This window comes from Streptomyces sp. NBC_00704 (assembly GCF_036226605.1).
Taxonomy (GTDB): Bacteria; Actinomycetota; Actinomycetes; order Streptomycetales; family Streptomycetaceae; genus Streptomyces.
In genome coordinates, this window is the sequence record NZ_CP109000.1 from 1,844,391 (window position 1) to 1,866,669 (window position 22,279).

General features: G+C 74.0%; 19 protein-coding genes. 3 read left to right on the forward strand and 16 right to left on the reverse strand.

All coding sequences use genetic code 11. From position 1 onward, the window contains the following. Positions 1-164: 164 nt before the first annotated feature. The 12 genes from OG802_RS08185 to OG802_RS08240 form a co-directional block, all read right to left on the reverse strand. The gene (locus tag OG802_RS08185; RefSeq protein ID WP_329408594.1) at positions 165-962 is read right to left on the reverse strand and encodes a rhamnogalacturonan acetylesterase; all 798 of its coding nucleotides are present in this window, start codon (positions 960-962) and stop codon (positions 165-167) included. A gap of 103 nt (positions 963-1,065) precedes the next feature. Continuing rightward, positions 1,066-2,403 (reverse strand): ABC transporter substrate-binding protein, encoded by a 1,338-nt coding sequence (locus OG802_RS08190; RefSeq protein ID WP_329408596.1) that lies wholly within the window; start codon positions 2,401-2,403, stop codon positions 1,066-1,068. Positions 2,404-2,794: 391 nt separating this feature from the next. Beyond that, complete coding sequence (locus OG802_RS08195; protein WP_329416989.1) at positions 2,795-4,291, reverse strand: glycoside hydrolase family 43 protein; 1,497 nt, start codon at positions 4,289-4,291, stop codon at positions 2,795-2,797. A 143-nt stretch (positions 4,292-4,434) separates the two neighbouring features. Continuing rightward, positions 4,435-5,325, reverse strand: a complete 891-nt coding sequence (locus OG802_RS08200; protein ID WP_329408597.1) for a PmoA family protein — start codon at positions 5,323-5,325, stop codon at positions 4,435-4,437. Next, complete coding sequence (locus OG802_RS08205; RefSeq protein WP_329408599.1) at positions 5,325-6,494, reverse strand: Gfo/Idh/MocA family protein; 1,170 nt, start codon at positions 6,492-6,494, stop codon at positions 5,325-5,327. Before OG802_RS08205 ends, OG802_RS08200 begins: the two co-directional genes overlap by 1 nt. A 166-nt stretch (positions 6,495-6,660) precedes the next feature. Further along, the gene (locus OG802_RS08210; RefSeq protein ID WP_443055201.1) at positions 6,661-7,563 is read right to left on the reverse strand and encodes a carbohydrate ABC transporter permease; all 903 of its coding nucleotides are present in this window, start codon (positions 7,561-7,563) and stop codon (positions 6,661-6,663) included. Further along, complete coding sequence (locus tag OG802_RS08215; RefSeq protein WP_329408600.1) at positions 7,560-8,495, reverse strand: carbohydrate ABC transporter permease; 936 nt, start codon at positions 8,493-8,495, stop codon at positions 7,560-7,562. Before OG802_RS08215 ends, OG802_RS08210 begins: the two co-directional genes overlap by 4 nt. A 206-nt stretch (positions 8,496-8,701) precedes the next feature. Beyond that, a complete protein-coding gene (gene araD / locus OG802_RS08220) occupies positions 8,702-10,471 on the reverse strand; it encodes an L-arabinonate dehydratase (RefSeq protein WP_329408602.1) in 1,770 nt (589 codons plus the stop codon). After that, the gene (locus OG802_RS08225) at positions 10,468-11,379 is read right to left on the reverse strand and encodes a dihydrodipicolinate synthase family protein (protein WP_329408604.1); all 912 of its coding nucleotides are present in this window, start codon (positions 11,377-11,379) and stop codon (positions 10,468-10,470) included. The genes araD and OG802_RS08225 overlap by 4 nt, the downstream gene beginning before the upstream one ends. Next, positions 11,376-12,059 carry a GntR family transcriptional regulator gene (locus tag OG802_RS08230; protein WP_329408605.1) on the reverse strand — a complete coding sequence of 228 codons (684 nt, stop codon included), beginning with the start codon at positions 12,057-12,059 and terminating at the stop codon, positions 11,376-11,378. Before OG802_RS08230 ends, OG802_RS08225 begins: the two co-directional genes overlap by 4 nt. Positions 12,060-12,221: 162 nt before the next feature. Further along, the gene (locus OG802_RS08235) at positions 12,222-12,983 is read right to left on the reverse strand and encodes an MBL fold metallo-hydrolase (protein WP_329408607.1); all 762 of its coding nucleotides are present in this window, start codon (positions 12,981-12,983) and stop codon (positions 12,222-12,224) included. Positions 12,984-13,205: 222 nt separating this feature from the next. Then, positions 13,206-13,802 (reverse strand): TIGR03086 family metal-binding protein, encoded by a 597-nt coding sequence (locus tag OG802_RS08240; protein WP_329408609.1) that lies wholly within the window; start codon positions 13,800-13,802, stop codon positions 13,206-13,208. A gap of 100 nt (positions 13,803-13,902) precedes the next feature. Between OG802_RS08240 and OG802_RS08245 the strand changes: the two genes are divergently transcribed. Continuing rightward, on the forward strand, positions 13,903-15,150 hold the full coding sequence (locus OG802_RS08245; RefSeq protein ID WP_329408611.1) for an MFS transporter: 1,248 nt from the start codon (positions 13,903-13,905) through the stop codon (positions 15,148-15,150). A 546-nt stretch (positions 15,151-15,696) separates the two neighbouring features. On the opposite strand, the gene OG802_RS08250 is transcribed toward OG802_RS08245, so the two are convergent. Both OG802_RS08250 and OG802_RS08255 read right to left on the reverse strand, forming a co-directional pair. Continuing rightward, positions 15,697-16,860, reverse strand: a complete 1,164-nt coding sequence (locus OG802_RS08250) for a hypothetical protein (RefSeq protein WP_329408612.1) — start codon at positions 16,858-16,860, stop codon at positions 15,697-15,699. Then, positions 16,857-17,819, reverse strand: coding sequence for a 5-dehydro-4-deoxyglucarate dehydratase (locus OG802_RS08255; RefSeq protein ID WP_329408614.1), 963 nt, complete (start codon positions 17,817-17,819; stop codon positions 16,857-16,859). Before OG802_RS08255 ends, OG802_RS08250 begins: the two co-directional genes overlap by 4 nt. A gap of 210 nt (positions 17,820-18,029) precedes the next feature. On the opposite strand from OG802_RS08255, the gene OG802_RS08260 reads away from it, so the two are divergent. Both OG802_RS08260 and OG802_RS08265 read left to right on the forward strand, forming a co-directional pair. Then, positions 18,030-18,839 (forward strand): NAD-dependent epimerase/dehydratase family protein, encoded by an 810-nt coding sequence (locus OG802_RS08260; protein ID WP_329408616.1) that lies wholly within the window; start codon positions 18,030-18,032, stop codon positions 18,837-18,839. Between the two features lie 179 nt (positions 18,840-19,018). After that, a complete protein-coding gene (locus OG802_RS08265; protein WP_329416992.1) occupies positions 19,019-20,209 on the forward strand; it encodes a TerD family protein in 1,191 nt (396 codons plus the stop codon). 157 nt (positions 20,210-20,366) lie between these two features. Here OG802_RS08265 and OG802_RS08270 read toward each other — a convergent pair whose 3' ends face one another. Then, entirely contained in the window at positions 20,367-20,966 is a 600-nt protein-coding gene (locus tag OG802_RS08270) for a TetR/AcrR family transcriptional regulator (RefSeq protein ID WP_329408618.1), read from the reverse strand. A gap of 216 nt (positions 20,967-21,182) precedes the next feature. Next, positions 21,183-22,208: a 1-aminocyclopropane-1-carboxylate deaminase gene (locus OG802_RS08275; protein ID WP_329408620.1), complete on the reverse strand. Its 1,026-nt coding sequence runs from the start codon at positions 22,206-22,208 to the stop codon at positions 21,183-21,185. Positions 22,209-22,279 lie beyond the last annotated feature (71 nt).

The following is a 22,279-nucleotide window of genomic DNA, read 5'->3' on the forward strand; positions in this document are numbered from 1 at the left end:
GGGCGGTGCGGTCGGACGGACGGTGCGGTCGGACGGGCGGTGCGGTCGGACGGGCGGTGCGGTCGGACGGACGGTGCGGTCGGACGGGCGGTGCGGTCGGACGGGCGGTGCGGTCGGACGGGCGGTGCGTCGGACGGGCCGCCGTGCGGTCGTCGCGGGGACGGCTACGACAGGGGCGCGGGCCAGGTGATCCAGGACGTGGGGATCGTGTCGTGCAGCCGCCGCACGTCGCACGGTTCGAGCACCCGCGTGCGCAGCAGCTCCCGCACGACGAGCCGCGCCACGGCGATCGCGCCCGGCGGGTTGAAGTGCGTGTTGTCCTGCTCGGTCGCGGTCCAGTTGAAGTACGTCTTCGTCGCCTCGACGCCCAACTGCTGCCAGAGCGCCAGCGACAGCGCCTGGACGTCGAGCAGCGCCACGCCCTCCTCCGCGGCCAGCGCGCGCATGGCGGCCGGGTACTCCCCGTGCGTGGGCTGGGCCTTGCCCGCCGCGTCGAACTTGCGCCGCTCGACGGGCGTGGCCAGCACGGGCCGCGCGCCCTTGGCGCGGGCGCCGTCGAGATACCTGCGCAGACACTCCTGGTACGTCGTCCAGGGCTCGGTGTAGCGGGTGGGGTCGGTGCTCTTCTCGTCGTTGTGGGCGAACTGGACGAGCAGCAGGTCCCCCGGCCGGATCGCGGCGAGCACGGCGTCGAGCCGGCCCTCGTCGATGAAGCTCTTGGAACTGCGGCCGTTCAGCGCGTGGTTGGCGACGGGCAGGCCGGACCGCAGGAAGAAGGGCAGCGCCATGCCCCATCCGGTCTCGGGCGCGGCGTCGGAGTACTTCTGCGCCGCGGTGGAGTCTCCGGCGATGTAGAGGGTTCTCGGCCGGCGCGCCGCGGCGTGGGCGGGCGCGGCGGCGGCCGCTCCGAGCGGGAGGGCGGCCAGCGCCGCCGTGGTGACCTGTCTGCGGGTCAGGGACACGACATACACCTTTCGAGGGGTCGGTGGGCGTGCCGGGAGGGCGGGGCGACCGCACGGCCGGTGACGGCCGGCGCGCGGTCGCCCCGCGTCCGCGTCCGCCGGACTACTTGTGGTTCTTCTTCCAGTCGGCCTGCGCGGTGTTCAGCTGGTCGGCCAGCGTGTCCAGGAAGTCCTTGGCGCTCTGCTTGCCGAGCAGCACCTTCTGGAAGTTGGGCTCGTTGTCGGCCTTGGAGATCGTGTTCCAGTCGGGCAGGTAGTAGGGCAGCTGCACGATCTTCGTGGTGGCGCCGGTCAGCGCCTCGGCGGCCAGCCGGGTCGGCTCGGAGGACTGCACCCAGCCGTCCTGCGCGGCCTCCAGATTGGCCGGCACCTGTCCCGCCGTCTTGTTCCACTTGCTGTTCGACTCGTGGGAGGCGGCGAACTCGATGAACTTCCAGGCGGCGGTCTTGTTCTTGCTCGACTTGAACAGGCCCAGCCCGTCGACCGGGTTGGACACCTGCACCCGGATGCCGTTGTCCTGCGTCGGCGCCGGGATGCCCTTGAACTTGCCGGCCAGCGCCTTCTGGTGGTCCCCGAAGGAGCCCAGGTTGTGGCTCAGCATGCCGATGGTGCCGGAGTCCCACTGGGCGACCATCTTGGTGAAGTCGTTGTTGACGTCGGCGGACGGCGTGTCCTTCTTGTACAGGCCGACGTACTTCTCCAGCGCGGCCACGTTCTTCGGGTCGTTGACCGTGGTCTTGTCGCCGTTCCAGAACTCGGTGATGCCGCTCTGCCCGTAGGTCGCGTCCAGCGCCTGGGCGATCGACCCGGAGCCGCCGCGGATGGTGTAGCCGAAGGCGTTCTTGTCCTTGTCGGTCAGCTTGTCGGCGGCCGCGTAGAACTTGGTCCAGGTGGCCGGCGGCTCCAGGCCCGCCTTCTGGAACAGGTCCGTGCGGTACCAGAGGGTGCCGTTGTTGGCGGAGGTCGGCACGCTGTACGTCTTGCCGTCGATCCCGGCGGCCTTGACGCCGTCCAGGAACTTCGCGTTCAGCTTGGCGCTCAGCCCGCTCTTCTCCAGGCGGTCGTCCAGCGGTTCGAGGGCGCCCTGCGCGGCGATCTCGGCCAGCATCGCGGTGCCCACGCCGCCGACGTCGGGCAGCCCGCCGCCCTGGATGGCGGTGTCGTACTTGGACTGGACGCTGTCCGACGGCACGCCGACGTACTTGACCTTGATGTCGGGGTTCGCCTTCTCGAAGTCGGCGATGATCTCCTTCCAGACGTCGGTGCGGACGCCGCCGTTGTTGTCCCAGAAGGTGATCTGGCCCTTGCCGGAGCCGTCGCCTCCCTTGTCCCCGGCCGCGCCGCTGCCGTCGTCGCCGCAGGCCGTGGCGGTCAGCGCGAGCACGGAGCCCAGGGCGACGGCCAGGGCGACTCGCCTGCTTCTGCGGATGCTGCTCTTCATGTGGTCGGCTCTCTTCTTCTGGATCTTCCGGATCCCAACGGACATATGAAGTTGTGGGGGGTCGAGGGGTGATGCGGGCGCAGGGCGCCCGGCCGGCGGCACGGCGGCGGCCGGGGCCGCGGGGGGCTCGGGAGCCTCGGGGGTCTCCGGAGCACGACGGGCCGAGGGGGCCTCCGGGGCCGGGGCGGTCGCGGCGGCCCGACGCGGCCCGCCGGGGGCCCTCGCCCGGCCGGCCGCGTCGGGCCGTGGACCGGCGGGCAGGGCGGGGACGGCCGCCGGGGCCGTGACGGCCGTCGGCAAGCGCTTGCTGTGGAAGTGCGTCATTGCGGCTCCCAGAGGCGTACAGAACAGTGGCGACGAAAGGGGGCGGAGTGGCGAAGGGGCGGAGGAGTCAGAGCGGTCTGATGCGGAACGCGTCGAACGCGGCGGCTCCCGCCTGCCCCGTGCCCGGGGGCGCGAGGGCGAAGAGGCCGAGCAGGGCGCCGACCCAGCGCCACGGCGTGGCGGCGAAGACGGGACCGGAGCGGACCGGGCCGTCGCCCAGGTCGTAGGCGAACCGGCAGCGCGCTCCGGCGCCGATCTCGATCCGCAGCCGTACGGGGCCGTCGGGGACGGGCACGGGGTGGGCGGCGTCCCGCTCCCGTTCGGCCACCGGCTCGGCGAACCGGTGCACCAGGTGGACGGCGCCGTCGGCGGCGCGCTGGAGGCCGATCCAGCTGAACGCGTCGCCGAGGACCGCGAGTCCGGCGCGGGCGCCCGGTTCCTCGCTGTGCAGCCGCAGGCCCACCTCGACGGCGGAGGGGCGGCCGGGCAGCCGCTGGGTGAGGACGTTCGGCAGGGTGCGCAGATCGTGCGCGTCGGCCGTCCGCGCGCAGGCCAGGCGCAGTCCGTCGGCGGAGTGCCGGACCGCCCAGCCGTCCTGGGGGTTGGCCGTCCACGACCACTGGCGGCCGAAGCGTCCGCCGGGGAAGTCGTCGTCGACGGCGGGCGCGGCCGGCGGCTGTGCGGGCAGCGCGGGCCGCCGGTGCCGCGGGACGGGGACGCCGTCGTCGCCGATGACCGGCCAGCCGTCCGGGCCCCACCGCATCGGCTGGAGATGGACGACCCTGCCGTAGGCGCCGCGCTGCTGGAAGTGCACGAACCAGTCCTCGCCGGACCGGGTGCGGACCCAGCCGCCCTGGTGCGGGCCGTTGACGTCGGTGTCCCCCTGCTCCAGGACGACGCGCTCCTCGTAGGGGCCGAAGAAGTCGCGGGAGCGCAAGGCGCCCTGCCAGCCGGTCGCCACTCCCCCGGCGGGGGCGAGGACGACGAACCAGCCGTCGTGCCGGTAGAGCTTGGGGCCTTCGAGGGTGAACCAGCCGGGGATCCGGTCGCCGTCGACGATCACCTTGCCCTCGTCGAGGACGGCCGTGCCCTCGGGGTGCATCCGGTGGCCGGTGAGCCGGTTCTTGACGCCGGACCGGGACTTCGCCCAGGCGTGCACCAGGTAGGCCTCGCCGGTCTCCTCGTCCCACAGCGGGCAGGGGTCGATGAGCCCCCTGCCCGGCTTCACCAGGTGCGGGCGGGTCCAAGGGCCCCTGAACTGCGGGGCGTTGACCTGGAAGATGCCGTGGTCCGGGTCGCCCCAGAAGATCCAGAACCGGCCGTCGTGGTGGCGCAGGGAGGGCGCCCAGACCCCGCAGTCGTGGCGCGGGACCCTGAACGCGTCGGCCGGTTCCAGGCGTTCCAGCGCGTGCCCGACCAGCGTCCAGTGGACCAGGTCGCGCGAGTGCAGCAGCGGCAGGCCGGGGGCGCGGCCGAAACTGGAGGCGGTGAGGTAGAAGTCGTCGCCGACGCGCAGGACGTCGGGGTCGGACCAGTCGGCGTCCAGGATCGGGTTGGTGTACATCCCGGCGGTCCGGTCCGGCCGGTCCGCACGGTCCGTCTCGGCGGTTGCGAGCGGGCCGGTCGTGCCGTGTGCCAGGTCCGGCTGGTTCGGCTCGTCCGGCTCGTTCGGTCCGTCCGTCGCGCGTCGCTCGCGGGCCTCGGGGCTCACTGGGTGACCGCCTTCCGCACCAGGGCCGCCGCCTCGTCGCGGTCCAGCCGGCCGTCGGCGACGACGGTGACGATCCGGCGCACGGCCGTCCCGCCGGGCGGGATCGGCAGCCGTTCGGCGAAGGCGAGCGACGATCCGACGCCCGGGTACTCGGCGGTGCGCACGAACCAGGGGTCGCGGCGGGTGGTGTCGGTGGCGCCGGCGAAGACGAGGGTCCACGCTCCGCCGTGGGCGGATCCGGCGGCGCGCGGGGAGCCGTGTCCGGTCAGGGCGAGCCAGTCGGCGCGGGCGCCGTGGACGGCCGCCTCGCCCCGCGCGTGCGCGGTGAACGCCTCGGGGGGCGCGTCCTGCTTCCTGGCCCGCCAGAAGAAGCCGCCGTAGGCGGCGCCGGGGCGTCCGTTCGTGGCCGGGCTGCCGATGGACAGCGGCCCGGACGTGACGTTGGTCAGGGAGAACGTGAAGTCGAGCGCCCAGGCGGCGGACGTGAGTCCGGTGGCCGCCACGGTACGGCGCTCCCGCAGCAGTTCGGTCCCCGAGGCGATCCAGCGCAGCTCCTCCACGAAGCCGTCGGGGTCGCGCAGCTGGAACGCGGCGTGCCACTGGGCGCCGTGATTGTCCAGCTCGGTCGGGCCGCGGTCGCGGACGTAGGTGCGGCCGCCCCAGAAGTTGTGCCCCTCGACGTCGGGTACGGCTACACCGACGCCGAGGTGGTGGGTGTGGTCGGCGGGGCTCAGCTCGGTGACCGCGGTGCCGGCCAGGGTGGTGACGGGGTGCAGACAGGGGCGCGGGGAGAGCCTGGCGGGCAGCTCGGGCCGGACGACGTAGCGGGCGACCGGGCGGCCGGCGACACGCAGGACGACCGGTGAGTCGGGTGCCGGTGCGGTCATCAGGGGCTCACCTCTTCCGGATGCGCGGTCGGGAACGCCCAGGGGGCGCCCAGTTCGGAGTAGAGGCAGAGGGTGTCGGCGGCGGCCGCGACCAGTGCGTCGACGCCCGGGACGACGCGCCGGTCCTCGTCGGGCAGCAGCCGCCAGGCCCCCTCGGGCAGCCGCACCGGGTCGGGGGCCGTCCGGATCGCCTCGACGACCCGCATGAACGACTCGGTCGCGGCGGGCGGGACCAGCAGCGGCGTCCCGTCCGTGAGGTGGTCGACGAGGTTCTCCAGCAGGTCGGTGCTGCCGTACTCGAACTCCTCGGGGCCGTGGCCGGCCCGCTGGAGCAGCACGCGGTCCTGCTTGTACCAGTAGGTGATGCGGCCGCGGGTGCCGTGGACGACGACGTACGGGTCGTCGGGGTCCTCGGCGCACAGCGTGGCCGCGACGACGACCTGCCGGCCGTCGGCCGTGCTCACCCGGACGCAGGAGGTGTCGTCGGACTCGATGGCGTTGGCGTGCGCCAGTTCGGTCTCGATGCGGGCGACGTCCTCGGCGCGGGTGGCGCCGGCCAGGGCGAGGGCGGTGGCGACGGCGTGCGCCAGCGGGTTGGTGAGCGCGCCGTCGATGACGTCGACGCCGTTCAGCCGCCGCCGGCCCGCCCAGGGCGCCCGCCGGTAGTACGCCTGGGCGCGTGCCCAGGCCCCGGCGCCGCCGACCCCGCTCACCTCGCCGATCGCGCCGTCAACGATCAGGGTGCGGATCGCGGGCAGGGCGTGCGAGCCCAGCGACTGGAACCCGATCTGGCAGGCCACGCCGGCCCGCGCGACGCCGTCGGCCATCCTGCGGAACTCGGCGTAGGACGGGGCCGGCGGCTTCTCCAGGAGGAGGTGCACGCCCCTGGCCGCCGCGGTCAGCGCGAGGTCGGTGTGGGTGGGGATCGGGGTGCAGACGACGGCGACGCGGGCGCCGGTCGTCTCCAGCAGGGCGCCGAAGTCGGCGGACTGCTCGGGCGTGCCGAGGCCCTCGGGGATCTCGGCCGGGGTCAGCGGGGTCAGTTCGCAGACGCCGGCCAGCCGGACGATGCCCTTGTCCTGGAGCCTGCGGATGTTGTCCAGGTGCCAGCGTCCGTGGCCGCGTGCGCCCGCGAGGACGACGGGGACGGCGGTGTCCGAGGTGTTCATGGGATCCTCCCTGCGCCCGCGCCGGGTACCGCCTCGCGGTCGGCCACCGCGGCGCCGTCGATCTTTCGATGCAGGGTAGGCGGCCGGGCGGACTCCGCCCCGGGAGCCGCGGCGGGGGCGGACGCGGCGGCGGAGGGCCTGGCGGTCGCGGTGCGGCGGGGGGCGCTCATCCCTTCACCGCCCCCGCGCTGAAGCCGGTGATCAGCCACTTCTGGATGAAGGCGAAGACGATCACCACGGGGACGGCGGCGATGATGCCGCCCGCGGCCAGCGCGCCCAGGTCGACGCTGTCGGCGCTCATCAGGGTGTTCAGGCCGACCGGGATCGTCTGCTTGGTCTGGTCGGACAGGAACATCAGGGCGAACAGGAAGTGGTTCCAGGCGTGCACGAAGGCGAAGGAGCCGACGGCGATGAGGCCGGGCCGCAGCAGCGGCAGGACGACGATGCGGAAAGCGGTGAACCGGCCGCAGCCGTCGACCCAGGCGGCCTCCTCCAGGGAGTAGGGGACGTTCCGGATGAAGCCGCTGATGAGGATCATCGACAGGGGCAGCTGGAAGACCGTCTCGGCGATGATGACGCTGCCCAGCGAGTTGATCATCTTGAGCTGGGCGAAGATCTGGAAGAGCGGCACGAGGAGCAGCGCGCCCGGCACGAACTGGGTGCACAGCAGGGCGAGCATGAAGCCGCGCTTGATCCTGAAGTCGAAGCGGGCGAGGGCGTAGCCGCCGGCCAGCGCGACGCCGGTGGTGAGCAGCAGGGTGGCCACGCCGGTGATCACGCTGTTCTGGAAGTAGATCCCGAAGTCGCGTTCGTTCCAGACCTTCTCGAAGTGGTCGAAGGTCATCGGCCAGGGCACGAGCGAGGTCGAGCCGGCCGGGCGGAGCGCGAACAGCAGGATCCAGTAGAACGGGACGAGGGTGAACACCAGGTAGATGCCCAGGGGAAGGTAGATCTGCCAGCGCGGGGCCTCGTCCCAGGCGCGCTTCCTGGCGTTCTTCTGCCGGCGGTCGGCCGCGGCGGGCGGGCGCACGGGGACGGGTGCGACCTCGGTGGCCTCCTTGGTGATCACTTGTCGCCTCCTCCGAACTTGCTCAGCCGCAGATAGACCATCGAGCAGAAGAGCAGGATCACGAACGCGACCGTGGTGAGGGCGGACGCGTAGCCGAAGTTGTGGGCGTCGACGCTGGTGTTGGCGATGTAGAGCGGGAGGGTGGTGGTCTCCCCCGCGGGGCCGCCGCCGGTGAGCGTGTAGAGCAGGTCGACGTTGTTGAACTCCCACACCGCGCGCAGCAGCGTGGACAGGACGATGGCGTCCTTCAGGTGGGGCAGGGTGATGTGCCAGAACTGCTTGATCCGGCTCGCTCCGTCGACCTCGGCGGCCTCGTACAGGTCCTTGGAGACGGACTGGAGGTCGGCGAGGATGAGGATCGCGAAGAAGGGGACGCCGCGCCACAGGTCGGCGACGATCACCGCCGGGAAGACGGTCGAGGTGTCCGACAGCCAGCTGGCGCCGTACTCGCCGATCCCCATGTCCGCGAGGTAACGGGTCACGCCCGTCTGGGAGTTGTAGAGCAGCACCCAGATCGCGGAGGTCAGCACGCCCGAGACGGCCCAGGGCGAGAACACCAGGGCGCGGCCCAGGGCCCGGCCGGCGAAGGTCTGGTTGACGATGAGCGCCAGCGCCAGGCCGAACAGCAGTTGCAGTCCGACCTCGGCGAACACCCACTTCGCGCTGAAGGCCAGGGTGTCCCAGAACTGCGGGTCGTCGGTGAAGATCCGGGTGAAGTTGTCGAAGCCCGCGAAGCCGTTGCGCCACGGCTTGGTGGGGTTGAAGTTCTGCAGGCTGTAGTAGAAGACGCTGACGACCGGGTAGGCGATGAAGCCCAGCATCAGCAGCGCCGCCGGCGCGATCAGCAGGTACGGCAGCCTGCGGGGCGTGGCGGAGGCACGGCGCCGCCGGGGTGGCGCGGGCGGTTTCGCCACGGCTGCGGCTTGGGCCATGACTGTTCTCCGTTCTCGGTGCGTCTCTCGGTGCGTCCCCCGGTGCGCCTGTCGGTGCGCCGGGCGTTCGCGTGCGTCGTGCGTAGTGCGTCGTGCTGTCGCGTGCGTCGTGTTGTCGCGTGCGTCGTGTTGTCGCGGGCGTCGCGCCTGTGTGGGTGAAGCGCTTTCTGCACGGGCAGGCGTGGGCCCGGCCGTATCCGTCGCCGTCAGCCCGCGTAGGGGTCCGCGACCTTGCCCGGGCGGGCCAGGAACTCGAAGTCGCAGCCGGTGTCGGCCTGGGTGATCTGTTCGGTGTAGAGCGCGCCGTATCCGCGCTCGTAGCGGGCGGGCGGCGGCGTCCACCGCGCCCGGCGCCGTTCCAGCTCCTCGTCGTCGACGTCGAGCCGGAGGGTGCGGGCCTCGACGTCGAGGGTGATCGGGTCGCCCGTGCGCACGAGCGCGAGCGGTCCGCCGACGTGGGACTCCGGCGCGACGTGCAGCACGCACGCGCCGTAACTCGTCCCGCTCATCCGGGCGTCGGAGATGCGCACCATGTCGCGCACCCCCTGCTTGAGGAGATGGTCGGGGATGGGCAGCATGCCGTACTCGGGCATGCCGGGGCCGCCCTTGGGGCCGGAGCCCCGCAGCACCAGGACGGTGTCGGCGGTGATGCCCAGCCCGGGGTCGTTGATGGTGCGCTGCATCGTGCGGTAGTCGTCGAAGACGACCGCGGGGCCGGTGTGCTTGAGCAGGCGGGGTTCGGCGGCGATGTGCTTGACGACGGCGCCGTCCGGGCAGAGGTTGCCCCGCAGCACGGCGACCCCGCCCTCGCTCGCGACCGGGTTGTCCCGGGGCCGGATGACGTCGTCGTCGTGCACGCGCGCGCCGGCGAGCTGCTCGCGCAGGGTGTCGTGCGAGACGGTCGGCCGGTCCAGGTGGAGCAGGTCCGTGATCCGGGAGAGGAAACCGGGCAGGCCGCCGGCGAAGTGGAAGTCCTCCATGAGGTACTTCCGGCCGCCGGGGCGGACGTTGGCGAGGACCGGGACGGTGCGGGCGATGCGGTCGAAGTCGTCGAGGGTGAGCGCGACGCCCGCGCGGCCGGCCATCGCGATCAGATGGATCACCGCGTTGGTGGAGCCGCCGAGGCCGAGGACGGTCGTCACCGCGTCCTCGAAGGCGTCCGCGGTGAGGATGTCGCTCAGCCTGCGGTCGCGGTGGACGAGCTCGACGATGCGCAGACCGGCGGCGGCCGCCATCCGGTCGTGCCCGGAGTCCACGGCCGGGATACTCGACGCCCCCGGGACCGTGACGCCCAGCGCCTCCGCCGCGGCCGTCAGCGTGGAGGCCGTGCCCATCGTCATGCAGTGGCCCGGCGAGCGGGCGAGGCCGCTCTCCAGCTCGGCCAGCTCGCAGTCGCCGATGAGGCCCGCCCGGTGGTCGTCCCAGTACTTCCACATGTCGGTGCCGGAGCCGAGGACCTCGTCGCGCCAGTGGCCGGGCAGCATCGGACCGGCGGGCACGAACACGGTGGGCAGGTCGACGCTCGCGGCGCCCATGAGCAGCGCGGGCGTCGTCTTGTCGCAGCCGCCCATGAGCACGGCCCCGTCGACCGGGTAGGAGCGCAGCAGTTCCTCGGTCTCCATGGCGAGGAGGTTGCGGTAGAGCATCGGGGTGGGCTTCTGGAAGGTCTCGCTGAGCGTGGAGACCGGGAACTCCAGGGGGAAGCCGCCGGCCTGCCACACGCCCCGCTTCACGGCCTGCGCGCGGTCGCGCAGGTGGACGTGGCAGGGGTTGATGTCGGACCAGGTGTTGAGGATCGCGACGACCGGCTTGCCGAGGTGCTCCTCGGGGAGGTAGCCGAGCTGGCGGGTGCGGGCGCGGTGGCTGAAGGAGCGCAGGCCCTTCGCGCCGTACCACTGGTGGCTGCGGAGGTCCTCGGGGGCCTTGCGGGGGGCGGCGCCGACGGCGTCCGGGTCTTGATCGTCGAAGCGCTTCATATGGACCATCCCGCTGCTATCGCGGCGACCTCGGACCGTGCGTCCTCGGGCAGCGTCCGGCTCGGCGCACGCACCTCGCGACGGCACAGCCCGAGGGAGGCGAGGGCTTCCTTGACGACGGTGACGTTGTCGGCGGAGCCGTCGGCGGCCCGCAGCTCCTCGAACCGTCTGATCTGTTCCCACACCTTCATCGCCGCGGGGTAGTCACCCGATCGAAGCGCTTCGATCATGTTCAGCGAGACGGCCGGGGCGACGTTCACCAGCCCGGAGGTGAAGCCGGTGGCCCCCGCGGAGAAGTAGGACGGCGCGTACGGCTCGGCGAGACCGGCGACCCAGACGAAGCGCTCCAGACCGGCGTCCCGGGCGAACGCGGCGAAGCGGGCGGCGTCCGGGACGGCGTACTTGACGCCGATGACGTTCGGGCAGTGGTCGGCCAGCTCGGCCAGCCGCTCGCCGTGCAGCCGCGCGTTGCGGATGTAGGGGACGACGCCCAGCTCGGGCACGGACTCGGCGATGGCCCGGTGGTAGTCGACCCAGCCGCTCTGCGAGACGTAGGGGTGCACGGGCTGGTGGACCATCACCATCCGCGCGCCCAGCTCCCGGGCGTGCCGGGCGGACGCGACCGCGGTCGGCACGTCGTGCCCGACCCCGGCGAGGACCACGCCCCGCCCGGCGGCCTCCTCCGCGGTCAGCTCGGCGACCAGACGGCGCTCCGCGGGGGTGAGGGCGTAGAACTCGCCGGTGTTGCCGTTCGGGGTGAGGGTGGTGATCCCGCCGTCGAGCAGCCGGCGCACCAGGGCGCGGTGGGCCGCGCCGTCGACGCCGCCGTCCTCGGCGAACGGGGTCACCGGGATGGCCACCACGTCGGCCAGGGCCGCCCGCTGGGTCTCGAACGCCACGCTGCTCATTGCTGACCTTCCTCGGCCGGAGCCTCTTCGAGGGCGTCCGCCCCGGCGGTCCCGGGGAACGCCCGGTGCACGAAGGACGCGATGTGGGCGTGCAGGGCGCGGGCCGCGCCGTCCGCGTCGCCGGCCAGGGCCAGGCGCAGGATCTCGCGGTGCTCGCCGGCCTCCCGCTCCCAGGAGGGCGAGGCCGCCCAGGCGACGGCGGAGACCAGGGCGGCCTGGTCGCGGACCTCGTCGAGCATCCGGCCGAGCAGCGGGTTGCCGCACGGCAGATACAGGGCGCGGTGGAACTCCCGGTTGGCCAGGGACCGTTCGGCGGTGTCGGCGGCGTCGTCGGCCATGGTCAGCGCCTCGCGTGCGGCGTCCAGGGAGGCGCCCCGGCGCACGGCCCGCCGCAGCGCCTCGGGTTCGAGGAGCAGGCGTACGTCGTAGACCTCGCGCGCCATGTCCGCGTCCACCATGCGCACCGTGACGCCCTTGTACTGGCTCATGACGACCAGGCCGGTGCCGGCCAGGGTCTTGAGCGCCTCGCGCACCGGGGTCTTGGAGACCCCGAACTGGGCGGCCAGCTCGGTCTCGACCAGAGCCTGACCGGGCGTCAGCCGCCCGGTGAGGATGCGGCGTTTGATCTCCTCCAGCACGTACTGCGTGCGGGAGGGGATCGGCGTGGGCACAGAGGTCATGCGCGCCTCTCGGATGTCGCGTGTCTGATCGGATCTCGCGTATCGCGTCTCATATATGACGTACGAAGTACGACGCGTTGAAGGTAGGAGGGGCCCCGCGTTTCGTCAATGCTTCTTGCAGAGGAAGTTGAGGTCTCCGGGACACAAGGGCCCCCAGAGGGGTCAGAAGGGGATGGTCTCGCCCTCGCGCGCCGTGCGGGTGGGGCCGCCGAAGACGGCGGCGGCGCGGGCGGTCGCGGTCTCGCGGGTCAGCGTCGGGCCGACATGGGTGACGTACAGCTCGCGCACCCCCGCCTTGCGGGCCGTCTCGCCGGCCTCCTCGGGCGTGAGATGCACCGGCTGCCCGTGTTCGCCTTCGCGATGCCGGTCGACGTCCGCCTCGCACAGGAACAGGTCGGCGCCCGAGGCGAGTTCGGTGAGCGCGTCGCACGGCCCGCTGTCCCCCGAGTACACGAGGACGCTGCCCTGGCACTCGGCGCGCAGCGCGTACGCCTCGGTGTCGTGGGCCACCGCGCGCGAGGTGAGACGCAGGTTCCAGTGCCGCACGGTGTGCCCGTCGAACAGCGGCCTGAAGTCGAGGTACTCGCCGAGGAACCGTACGTCCGGGCGGCCCAGGAAGCCGGCCAGCCGACGGGCGCAGTCGAGCGGCGCGTACACCGGGATCGGGGCCGGCGGGGTCATCCCGCCGTGGGCGAAGGCGTAGGCGGCGGCGAGGAGGTCCGCGCTGTGGTCGGCGTGCAGATGGGAGATCCAGATCGCGGTGAGCCGGTCGGGGTCCGTGTGCCGCTGCAACTCGGCGAACGTGCCGGTGCCCGCGTCCACCCACACCTCCGCGCCCGCGCCGCGCACCAGGTATCCGGAGCAGGGGCGGCCGGGCCCCGGGTGCGGAGAGGCGGTGCCGAGGACGGTGAGGCTGAGGGGCATGGTGGGGAGCGTACGTTTCGCCGCCGCCGGACGCGGCCCGAACGCCCCGGTCCACGGCGGCCGCGGTCCACCGTCCTCTCCTCGCGGCGGCCGGATCCGGGCTCCGCCGCCCCGCGCACCGGCCCGTGACCCGCTCGAACTGTGCCGGGCCGACCGGAGCCGCCGCCGTGCACGCGCGCGTGCGCGGCTGCCTCACGGGCGCCCCCGCCGGGGCGACCGCGGCTACGAACGGGGCGTCCACCCCGGATCGCGCCCGCTCAGCCCGAGCGCGCGGTCGAGCAGCGGGGCGTCCGGGGGGACGGGGACGACGGGGCCGAAGGGGCCCGCGCCGGACCCGGCGTCGGCCGCCGCGGACAGGAATCCGTACGCCGCCGACAGCGCCGCCGGGTCCGGGTCGTAGCTCTGGCCGGTGGCGCGGGCCAGGTCCCAGCCGTGGATCACCAGTTCGTCGGCGACGACGGCCGCGGCGACCTCGCCGGACAGGTCCACGCCGCCCGCGCGGGTCATGCCGGTCCGGGCGGCCGGGTCGCGCCAGGCCGCGACGAGGGCGTCGAGCGCGGCGGCCAGGTCCGCGCGCCAGTGCGGGCCGGGTTCCGGCGCGGCCGCGTCGGGCGGGGTGTCGGTCGTGGGGCCGAGGTCCTTGCGGGCCGCGTCGCGGAAGGCCACGGACAGGCCGGTGAGGTGGGCGAGGAGGTTGCCCACGGCGCAGCCCGGACAGGGCGTCGCGTGGCCCAGTTGCCCGTCGCGCACACCGTCCGCGAGGCGCGCGATGATCCGGGCCTGCGGGCCGAGGTCGAAGGTCGTCGTCGTGTCGGTCATACGGAGGAGACCCTCCGCGCGCCGAGAACTCATCGCGGCGCCGCGGATAAGGCACCTGCCCGATGCGGTGCGGGCCTCCTTAGACCCACGATGACCTGGCATGACGAAGAACTGGTCCGGGTTGCGGATCCTGCGCGACCGTGACGCGGCGCTCTGCCTGGCCGTCTCGGTGGTGTCCGGTTTCGGCACCTCGGCGCTCTGGCTGGCGTCCGGTGTGTGGGTCAAGGACCTCACCGGCTCCGACGGCCTCGCCGCGCTGTGCGTGCTGGCGCTGTGGGCGCCCACGCTCCTCGCCCCGCTGCTCGGCTCCCTCGCCGACCGCCACCGCCGGCGCCCCCTGCTCGTCGCCTTCAACCTGGGCCCGGCGGCCCTGCTGCTCACCGTGCTCGCTGTGGACTCGCCCGCACGGCTGTGGCTGCTGTTCACGGTGCTGTTCCTGTACGGCGCCGCCTGCGTCGTCGTCGACGCGGCCGAGTCCGCGCTCGTGGCCGCCGCCGTCGCCCCGGAGCTGCTCGGCGACTTCAACGGGCTGCGCATGACGCTCACCGAGGGCATGAAGCTGGTCGCCCCGCCGACCGGAGCCGTCGTGTACGCCGCTCAGGGCGGCCACGGGGTGGCGCTGCTGGACGCGGCCACGTTCGTCTGCGCGGCCGGGCTGTACGGCTGCGTGACGGTCCGCGAGGAACGGCCGCGACGGACCGCCGGCCACTGGCGGGCGCACACCGCCGAGGGCGCCCGCTTCCTGTGGGCGCATCCGGGGCTGCGCCCCCTCGTCGCGGCCGGCGGCGCGACGATGCTGTGCGCGGGCCTGGGCGCGCCGCTGGTCTACGCCGTCGTCGAGGGGCTCGGCCACTCCCCCGCGTACGCGGGCGCGCTGTACGCCGCCCAGGGCGCCGGTTCGGTCGTGGCGGGGCTGCTCGCGGGGCCCGCGCTGCGGCGGCTGGGGGCGCGCCGGTTCGCGGCGTGCGGGATCGCCCTCACGGCCGCGGCGGTCGCCGCCCAGGCCGTCCCCTCGGCGCCCGTGGCCCTGATGTGCGGCGCGGCCATCGGCGCCGGGCTGCCGTGCCCCCTGATCGCGGCGCTGACCGCCGTGCAGCAGCAGACGCCGCAGGCGCTGCTCGGCCGGGTCACCGCCACGGCCGGCACCCTGCTGTACGCGCCGAACGCGATCGGCCTGGCGGCGGGCGCGGGCCTGGTCGAACTCGTCCCCTACCAGGCCCTGTTGCTGACGCTGGGCCTGGCACGGCTGACCGCGGTCCTCCCCTTGCTGCGGCCCCCCGCGCGGCAGCGGGGTGAGGTCACGGCCCACCCGGCCGTCGATCCGGCGCCCGAAGCCGACCGGACGTGAGACGCCCCCGCCGACACCACCCGCCGCCCGCCGCCCGCCGTCCCGCCGCCCGTCTCCCCCGCCGACACCCCCCATCGCCCGCCGCCGTGACGAGCGCGCCCGCGATGGTCGACGCCCTCTCACCGGGCCGGTACCGACGCCGCACCGCCGCATCGACCGGCGCCCGCCGCCCGCCGCCGTGACAAGCGACCCCTCGACGGTCGACGCCCTCTCACCGGGCCGGTACCGACCCCGCACCGCCGCATCGACCGCCGCCCGCCGCCCGCCGCCGTGACAAGCGACCCCTCGACGGTCGACGCCCCCTCGCCGGGCCGGTACCGACCCCGCACCGCCGCATCGCCCGGCGCCCGCCGCCCGCCGCCGTGACGAGCGACCCCTCGACGGTCGACGCCCTCTCGCCGGGCCGGTACCGACCTCGCACCGCCGCATCGCCCGGCGCCCGCCGCCCGCCGCCGTGACGAGCGACCCCTCGACGGTCGACGCCCTCTCGCCGGGCCGGTACCGACCTCGGGCCCCGCATCGCCGCGCCGCCGCGCCGGCGGCCGGTCAGCGTGCGGCGAGGGCCTCGCGCACCGCTTCCAGGTCGGCGTCCGACGCCAGCCCCGCGTGATACAGGCGGACTTCGGTCGCGCCGTGGGCGCGGGCGCGGGCCATGTCGGCGGCCAGGGTGGCGGGGCTGCCGCCCATGCCGGAGACGACGCCGAGGTTGGCGGCGAGGACCGCGCCCTCGCGGCCCTGCCCGGCGAAGGGCGTCAGCAGGCCGGGGCCGCCCGCGCAGGGCACGACGACGCCGTCCGCGACGGACAGGATGTGCACGGGGTCGACGCCCGCGTTGGCGCCGACGTGATGGGTCACGGGATCGGCGTGCAGCAGGACCTGGAAGCCGGCGGGCGCGGCCGCCCGGACGGCGGCCACGGCCGCCTCCTGGAGGGTGCGGGCCCGTTCGTCGCGCCACGCGCGTGTGGCCGCGGCCGTCTCCTCCCCGAGGAGTTTCTCGACCCCCGTCCAGCCCCCGTCGTCCGGCGCTCCCCGCCACAGCGGCTCCAGCGCGTCCCGGACGGCGGCGGCGAGCGCGTCGGCGTCCAGGCCCTGTGCGCCGTAGCCGGTCCGGCAGGCGGGGCAGAAGCAGAGGGACATCAGGTACTGGCCGGCGTCCCCGAGGCCGACGCCGGCGGTCTTGTCGTGGGCGTGCAGGTGCTGTAGTCCGTACCAGCCGAGCGACTCCAGTTCGGTGCCCGCCGCGCCGGGGCGCACGGCGGCCTCGGCGGCGAGGTCGACCAGGTACGCGCGGGTCGCGGGCTGCGCGACGCAGGGCGCCCAGGGGTAGCGGTCGCCGTAGGCGTTCACCACGGAGGTGTCGGGATGCTCCGCGCCCAGGCGGGAGTTGTGCGCGAGGACCACCCAGGTGTGCACCTCCAGGCCGGTCGCGGCGAGCGCCTCGGCGGCCTCGCCGCAGGCGTCGCCGGGGGCCCAGTCGCCGGCCGGGTACGGGCGCAGGGCGCGTCCCCGCCAGCGGCCGTCCGGCGGGTAGAGCACGGCCGCGTGTTCGGCGGTGACGACGCGGTGCCGCGGGTGGCGGGGGGTCAGGGCGCGGGTGGAGTGGTAGGCCGAGGCGAGGGTGACCTGTTCCACGCCGAGCGAGGCGATCCGGGCGGGCGCCCCGGGGTCGCCGTTGACGTCCCACGGGTAGACGAACGTCGAGGCCTTCACCGGTTGTCCTCCTCCAGCAGCGCGTGAGCGCGCTCCATCACCAGGGCGAGCTGCTTGACATGATCCTCGCCCGGTTCGTGCAGCGGCGGGCGGACCTCGCCGACGTCGAGCCCGCGCAGCCGGACCGCGGCCTTGACGAGCGAGACGGCGTATCCGCGGCCCAGGGCGCGCAGTTCGACGAACGGCCGGTAGAACCCGTCGAGGAGGCGGTGGACGGTGTCGTCGTCGCCGGAGGCGAGCGCCCGGTGGAAGGCGAGGGCGACCTCGGGGGCGAAGCAGAACACGGCCGAGGAGTAGAGGGTGACGCCGAGCGCCCGGTAGGCGAGCTGGGTCTGTTCGGCGGTCGGCAGGCCGTTGAAGTAGAGGAAGTCGCCGGGCGCCGCGGTGCGCACGGCGCTGATGATCCGCTGCATCAGGTCGAGGTCGCCGAGGCCGTCCTTCAGGCCGACGATCCCCTCGGTCCGGGCGAGTTCGACGACGGTGTCCGGGGTGAGGACGGCGTTGTCGCGCTGGTAGACGATGACGGGCAGGGAGGTCGCGGCCGCCACCGTGCGGTAGTGCCGCAGCAGGCCCTCCTGGGCGGCGACGACGAGGTAGGGCGGCAGGACGAGCAGGCCGTCCGCCCCGGCCGCCTCGGCGAGGCGGGCGTAGCGCACGGCGAGGGCGGTGCCGTACCCGGCGCCCGCCACGACCGGAACCCGTCCGGCGGTCTCCTCCACGGCCGTCCGGACGCAGGCCTCGAACTCCTCCGGCGTGAGCGCGTGGAACTCCCCGGTCCCGCAGGCGGCGAAGACGGCGGCGGCGCCCGCCTCCACGCCGCCGCGCACATGCGCGCGGAAGACGTCGAGGTCCAGGGCGCCGTCGGGGCCGTAGGCGGTGACGGGGAAGAAGAGCGGTCCACTGGGGACGCGGAGGCGGGCGGCGAGCGGGGCTGACGTCACGGGCCCTCCCGGGTCCATATTCTTGAGCAGCGTCCATATTCCTGAACAAGTTCACGCTAAGGTGCCCGATCGAGCCCGGTCAAGCCGACCAACCCCGGGGACACCAGCAGTTTTGCCACCCCTGCCGCACACTTGACGGGTACCGCCGCCGCTCCTTAGCGTGTCCACGAATGTGAACCGCGGCCACGGATACGTCCGGCTGCTCAAGTGACCCGAGGAGACCCGAGGATGCCCGCTCCGCGCACCGTCCTGCTCACCGGCGCCGCCGGCGGCCTCGGCACCCTGATGCGGGACCTGCTGCCGGCCTACGGCTACGAGCTGCGCCTGCTCGACCTGCGCCCGGTCGAGGGCGAGCCGGAGGCGATCGTCGCGGACCTGGCCGACAAGCGGGCCGTCCGGGAGGCCGTGCGGGGCGTCGACGCGATCATCCACCTCGCGGGCATCTCCCTGGAAGCCCCCTTCGAGAAGATCCTCACCGCCAACATCGCGGGCACGTACAACCTGTACGAGGCCGCGCACGACGAGGGCGTGCGGCGCGTCGTCTTCGCCTCCTCCAACCACGCCGTCGGCTTCACGCCCCGCCCCCGCGGCGAGGACCCCCTGATCCCGATCGACACCCCGCACCGCCCCGACACGTTCTACGGCCTGTCCAAGGCCTTCGGCGAGGACCTGGCCCAGTTCTACTGGGACAAGCACGGCCTGGAGAGCGTCTCGGTGCGCATCGGCTCCTGCTTCGGCGAACCGACCAGCGTGCGCATGCTGTCGGTGTGGATGAGCCCGGCCGACTGCGCCCGCCTCCTGCACGCGTCCCTGACCGCCGAGAACGTCGGCCACACCGTCGTCTACGGCTCGTCGGCCAACACCCGGCTGTGGTGGGACCTGTCGACCGCGCGCGCCCTCGGCTACGAGCCGCAGGACGACTCCGAGCCGTACGCGCAGAAGCTGATCGCCGAACAGGGCGAGCTGGACCCGGAGAACATCGCCCACGCCCATCTGGGCGGCCACTTCGTCAGCGACCCGCCGATCTGGCCCTACTGACCGCTGGGCGACCTGGCGACCTGGCGACCTGGCGACCTGGCGACCTGGCGACGGAACCTCACAGGGGGCGCGCGCCGGCGCCGGGGGCGTGCGCGAGGGGGACGTGAGCCATTCGCGGGAGTGCCGGCCGGGTAAGGGAACGGCAAAGTGGTCCCGTTCGTTCACCCGGCATGACCGCTATGACCCCCGGCTCGAACATCCCTCTCCCCGTCACGCGCGTGACGGTGGACGTCGCCGCCCCGGTGCGGCTCGACGTATCGGGCCTGCTGCTCACCGCCGACGGCAAGGTGCGCTCCGACGACGACTTCATCTTCTACAACCAGCCGAGCGGCCCCGGCGTGACCTACCGCTCCGGGGGCGGCGCGTCCCCCGACGCGATCACGGTCGACACCGCCGCGGTGCCCCCGGGCATCGAGAAGATCGTCGTCACCGCGAGCCCCGACGGCGCGGGACAGACGTTCCAGGGCATCGAACCGACGGCGACGATCAGAGGCGCGGACGACGGCACCGTCCTGGCCACCTTCACGCCCCCGGGGCTCGGCGCGGAGACGGCCCTGGTGGTCGTGGAGATCTATCTGCGCAACGGCGTCTGGAAGGCCCGCGCGGTCGGCCAGGGCTACGCCGACGGCCTGGCCGGCATCGCCACCGACTTCGGCGTGACGGTGGAGGAGCCGGCGTCCGCCGCCCCGCCGCAGCCGGTCGCCCCGCCGCAGCCCGTGCTCCACACGCCCGTGGCGCCCCCGGCCCCGCCCGCCGCTCCCCCGGCCCCGCCCGCCGCCGCGCCCGGCACCGGGAAGATCAACCTGGACAAGGGCCGCGTCAGCCTGCAGAAGAACCAGACCGTCTCCCTGATGAAGGGCGGCCGCCCGCTGCTCTCGCAGGTGAAGATGGGGCTCGGCTGGGAGCCCGCGTTCCGCGGCAAGGACATCGACCTGGACGCCTCGGTCATCGCGTTCGGCCCCCAGCGCAACCACATCGACAGCTGCTACTTCGGCAAGCTCTCCATCGTGAACGGCGCGATCAAGCACTCCGGCGACAACCTCACCGGCGAGGGCGGCGGGGACGACGAGGTGATCGTCGTCGACCTCGGCAGGCTCCCGCAGGAGGTGACCGGTCTGGTCTTCACCGTGAACTCCTTCTCCGGCCAGAAGTTCACCGAGGTCGCCAAGGCCTACTGCCGGCTGCTGGACGCCGCGACCGGGGAGGAGCTGGTCCGCTTCGACCTCACCGGCACGGAGGCGCAGACGGGCGTGCTGATGGCCAAGCTGATCCGCCAGTTCTCCGGCGAGTGGGAGATGACGGCGATCGGCTCCTTCGTGAAGGCGCGCACGGTGCGCAACATGGTGAAGCCGGGCGCCGAGACCCTGTAGCCGTGAGCGGGGCGGCCCCGGGGCCGCCCCCGGCCCTGATCGCCCCGCTCACACCCGGTTGCGGGCGCCCGCCGTCGCGGGGGCTCGCTGTCGCCGAGGGCGCGGCGTCGCCGGGGACTCCCTGTCGTCGGGGGCGCGCGGTCACCGGTCCGGTCCGTCAGCTCACCGGCCGCAGGCCCTCCGTCAGCAGCGACACGTACCGGCGGACGACCCGCACGTCCCCTCCGTCTCCTGTGCGGCCTCCCTCCCCCGCGGCCAGTTCCGACGCCGTCGCCACGCCGTGGGCGAGGCGCAGCACGTCGATCGGATCGATGTCCCGGCGCAGGGTGCCCTCGCGCTGCGCCGCCTCCACCAGCCGGGCCGCCGCCGCCCTCATCGGGGTGCCGCAGCCGGTGACCGCGGCCGCGCCGCCGTCCGCGACGGCGGAGCCCAGCAACGCCCGCATGCCGCGGACCTGGATCGTGCCGACGCACAGCTCCTCCAGCCATGCCGTCAGCGCCTCGCCGGGCGGCAGTTCCCGGCCGAGTGCGCCGGCCCGCGCCGCGAGCGCCTCGATCCGGTCGAGGTAGGCCGCCTCCAGCAGCGCCTGCCGGGTCGGGAAGTGGCGGTACAGCGTGCCGGAGCCGACCCCGGCCCGCCTGGCGATGTCGTCGAGGGACGCGCCCTCCCCGTGCTCGGCGAAGGCTCGCGCCGCCGTCTCCAGCAGGCGCGCGTAGTTGCGGCGGGCGTCCGCGCGCATGGGTCTGACCTGCGTCATCCAGTCACTCCTCGCGAACGGGTCCGCGCGCTCCGGTGGCCGCCGCCAGGCGGGCCGCCCCCGCTCACGCCTAGCCGGCAACCAGGGTCCACGGCCGGGGCGGCCGCGCTGTCCGCATGGTCCACCACCGCCCGCCCGGTGCGCCACATCCCACCGGAGCGGCGGAGACCGTAGCGGCGGAGGCCGGGGCGTCCCCGGTTTCCGTGCAGGCGGCTGTCAGAACAGGGCGCTGTACGCGTTCAGGGCGGGCTGGCCGCCCAGGTGCGCGTACAGCACGGTCGACCCGCGGTCGATCTCGCCCCGGGCGACCAGGTCGACGAGCCCCGCCATCGACTTCCCCTCGTAGACCGGGTCGGTGACCATGCCCTCGGTGCGCGCCGCGAGCCGCATCGCCTCCAGCGTCGCCGCGTCCGGGACCCCGTAGACGCCCGCGTGGTAGCGCTCGTCGAGTTCGACGTCGTCGGCGGTCAGCTCCCGGCGCACGCCGATCAGGCGGCCCGTGCCGTGCGCGATGCGGGCGATCTGCCCGCGGGTGCGGGCCGGTTCGGCCGAGGCGTCGATCCCGAGGACGCGGCGGGGACGGCCGCCCGCCTCCTCCAGCGTGGCGAACCCGGCGACCATCCCCGCCTGGGTCGAACCGGTCACGGAGCAGACGATCACGGTGTCGAAGAACACGCCCGCCGCCCGTTCCTGCTCGGCGACCTCGTAGGCCCAGCCGGCGAACCCCAGTCCGCCCAGCGGATGGTCGGAGGCCCCGGCCGGGATCGCGTAGGGCTTGCCGCCCGACTCCTCGACCTCCCTGAGCGCCAGCTCCCAGCTCTCCTTGAAGCCGATCCCGAAGCCGGCCCGGACGAGCCGGACGTCGGCCCCGGCCAGCCGGCTGACGAGGATGTTGCCGACCTTGTCGTACACCGGGTCGGGCCACTCGACCCAGCTCTCCTGCACCAGCACGCACTTGAGCCCGGCGCGGGCGGCGCAGGCGGCGACCTGGCGGGTGTGGTTGGACTGCACCCCGCCGATCGACACCAGGGTGTCGCAGCCCCGCGCGAGCGCGTCGGCGATCAGGTACTCCAGCTTGCGGGTCTTGTTCCCGCCGTACGCGATCCCGGAGTTGCAGTCCTCGCGCTTGGCCCACAGGGCGGCTCCGCCGAGGTGAGCGGTGAGCCGTTCCAGCGGGTGGATCGGCGAGGGGCCGAAGAGGAGGGGGTAGCGCTCGTGGGAGGAGAGGGACGTCACGGCCATGGAGTCTCCTGAACTCAGTCGGTGTCGGCGGTCCCTGCCGGATCCCGCCCGTCCCGCACGCGTCGCGGGTC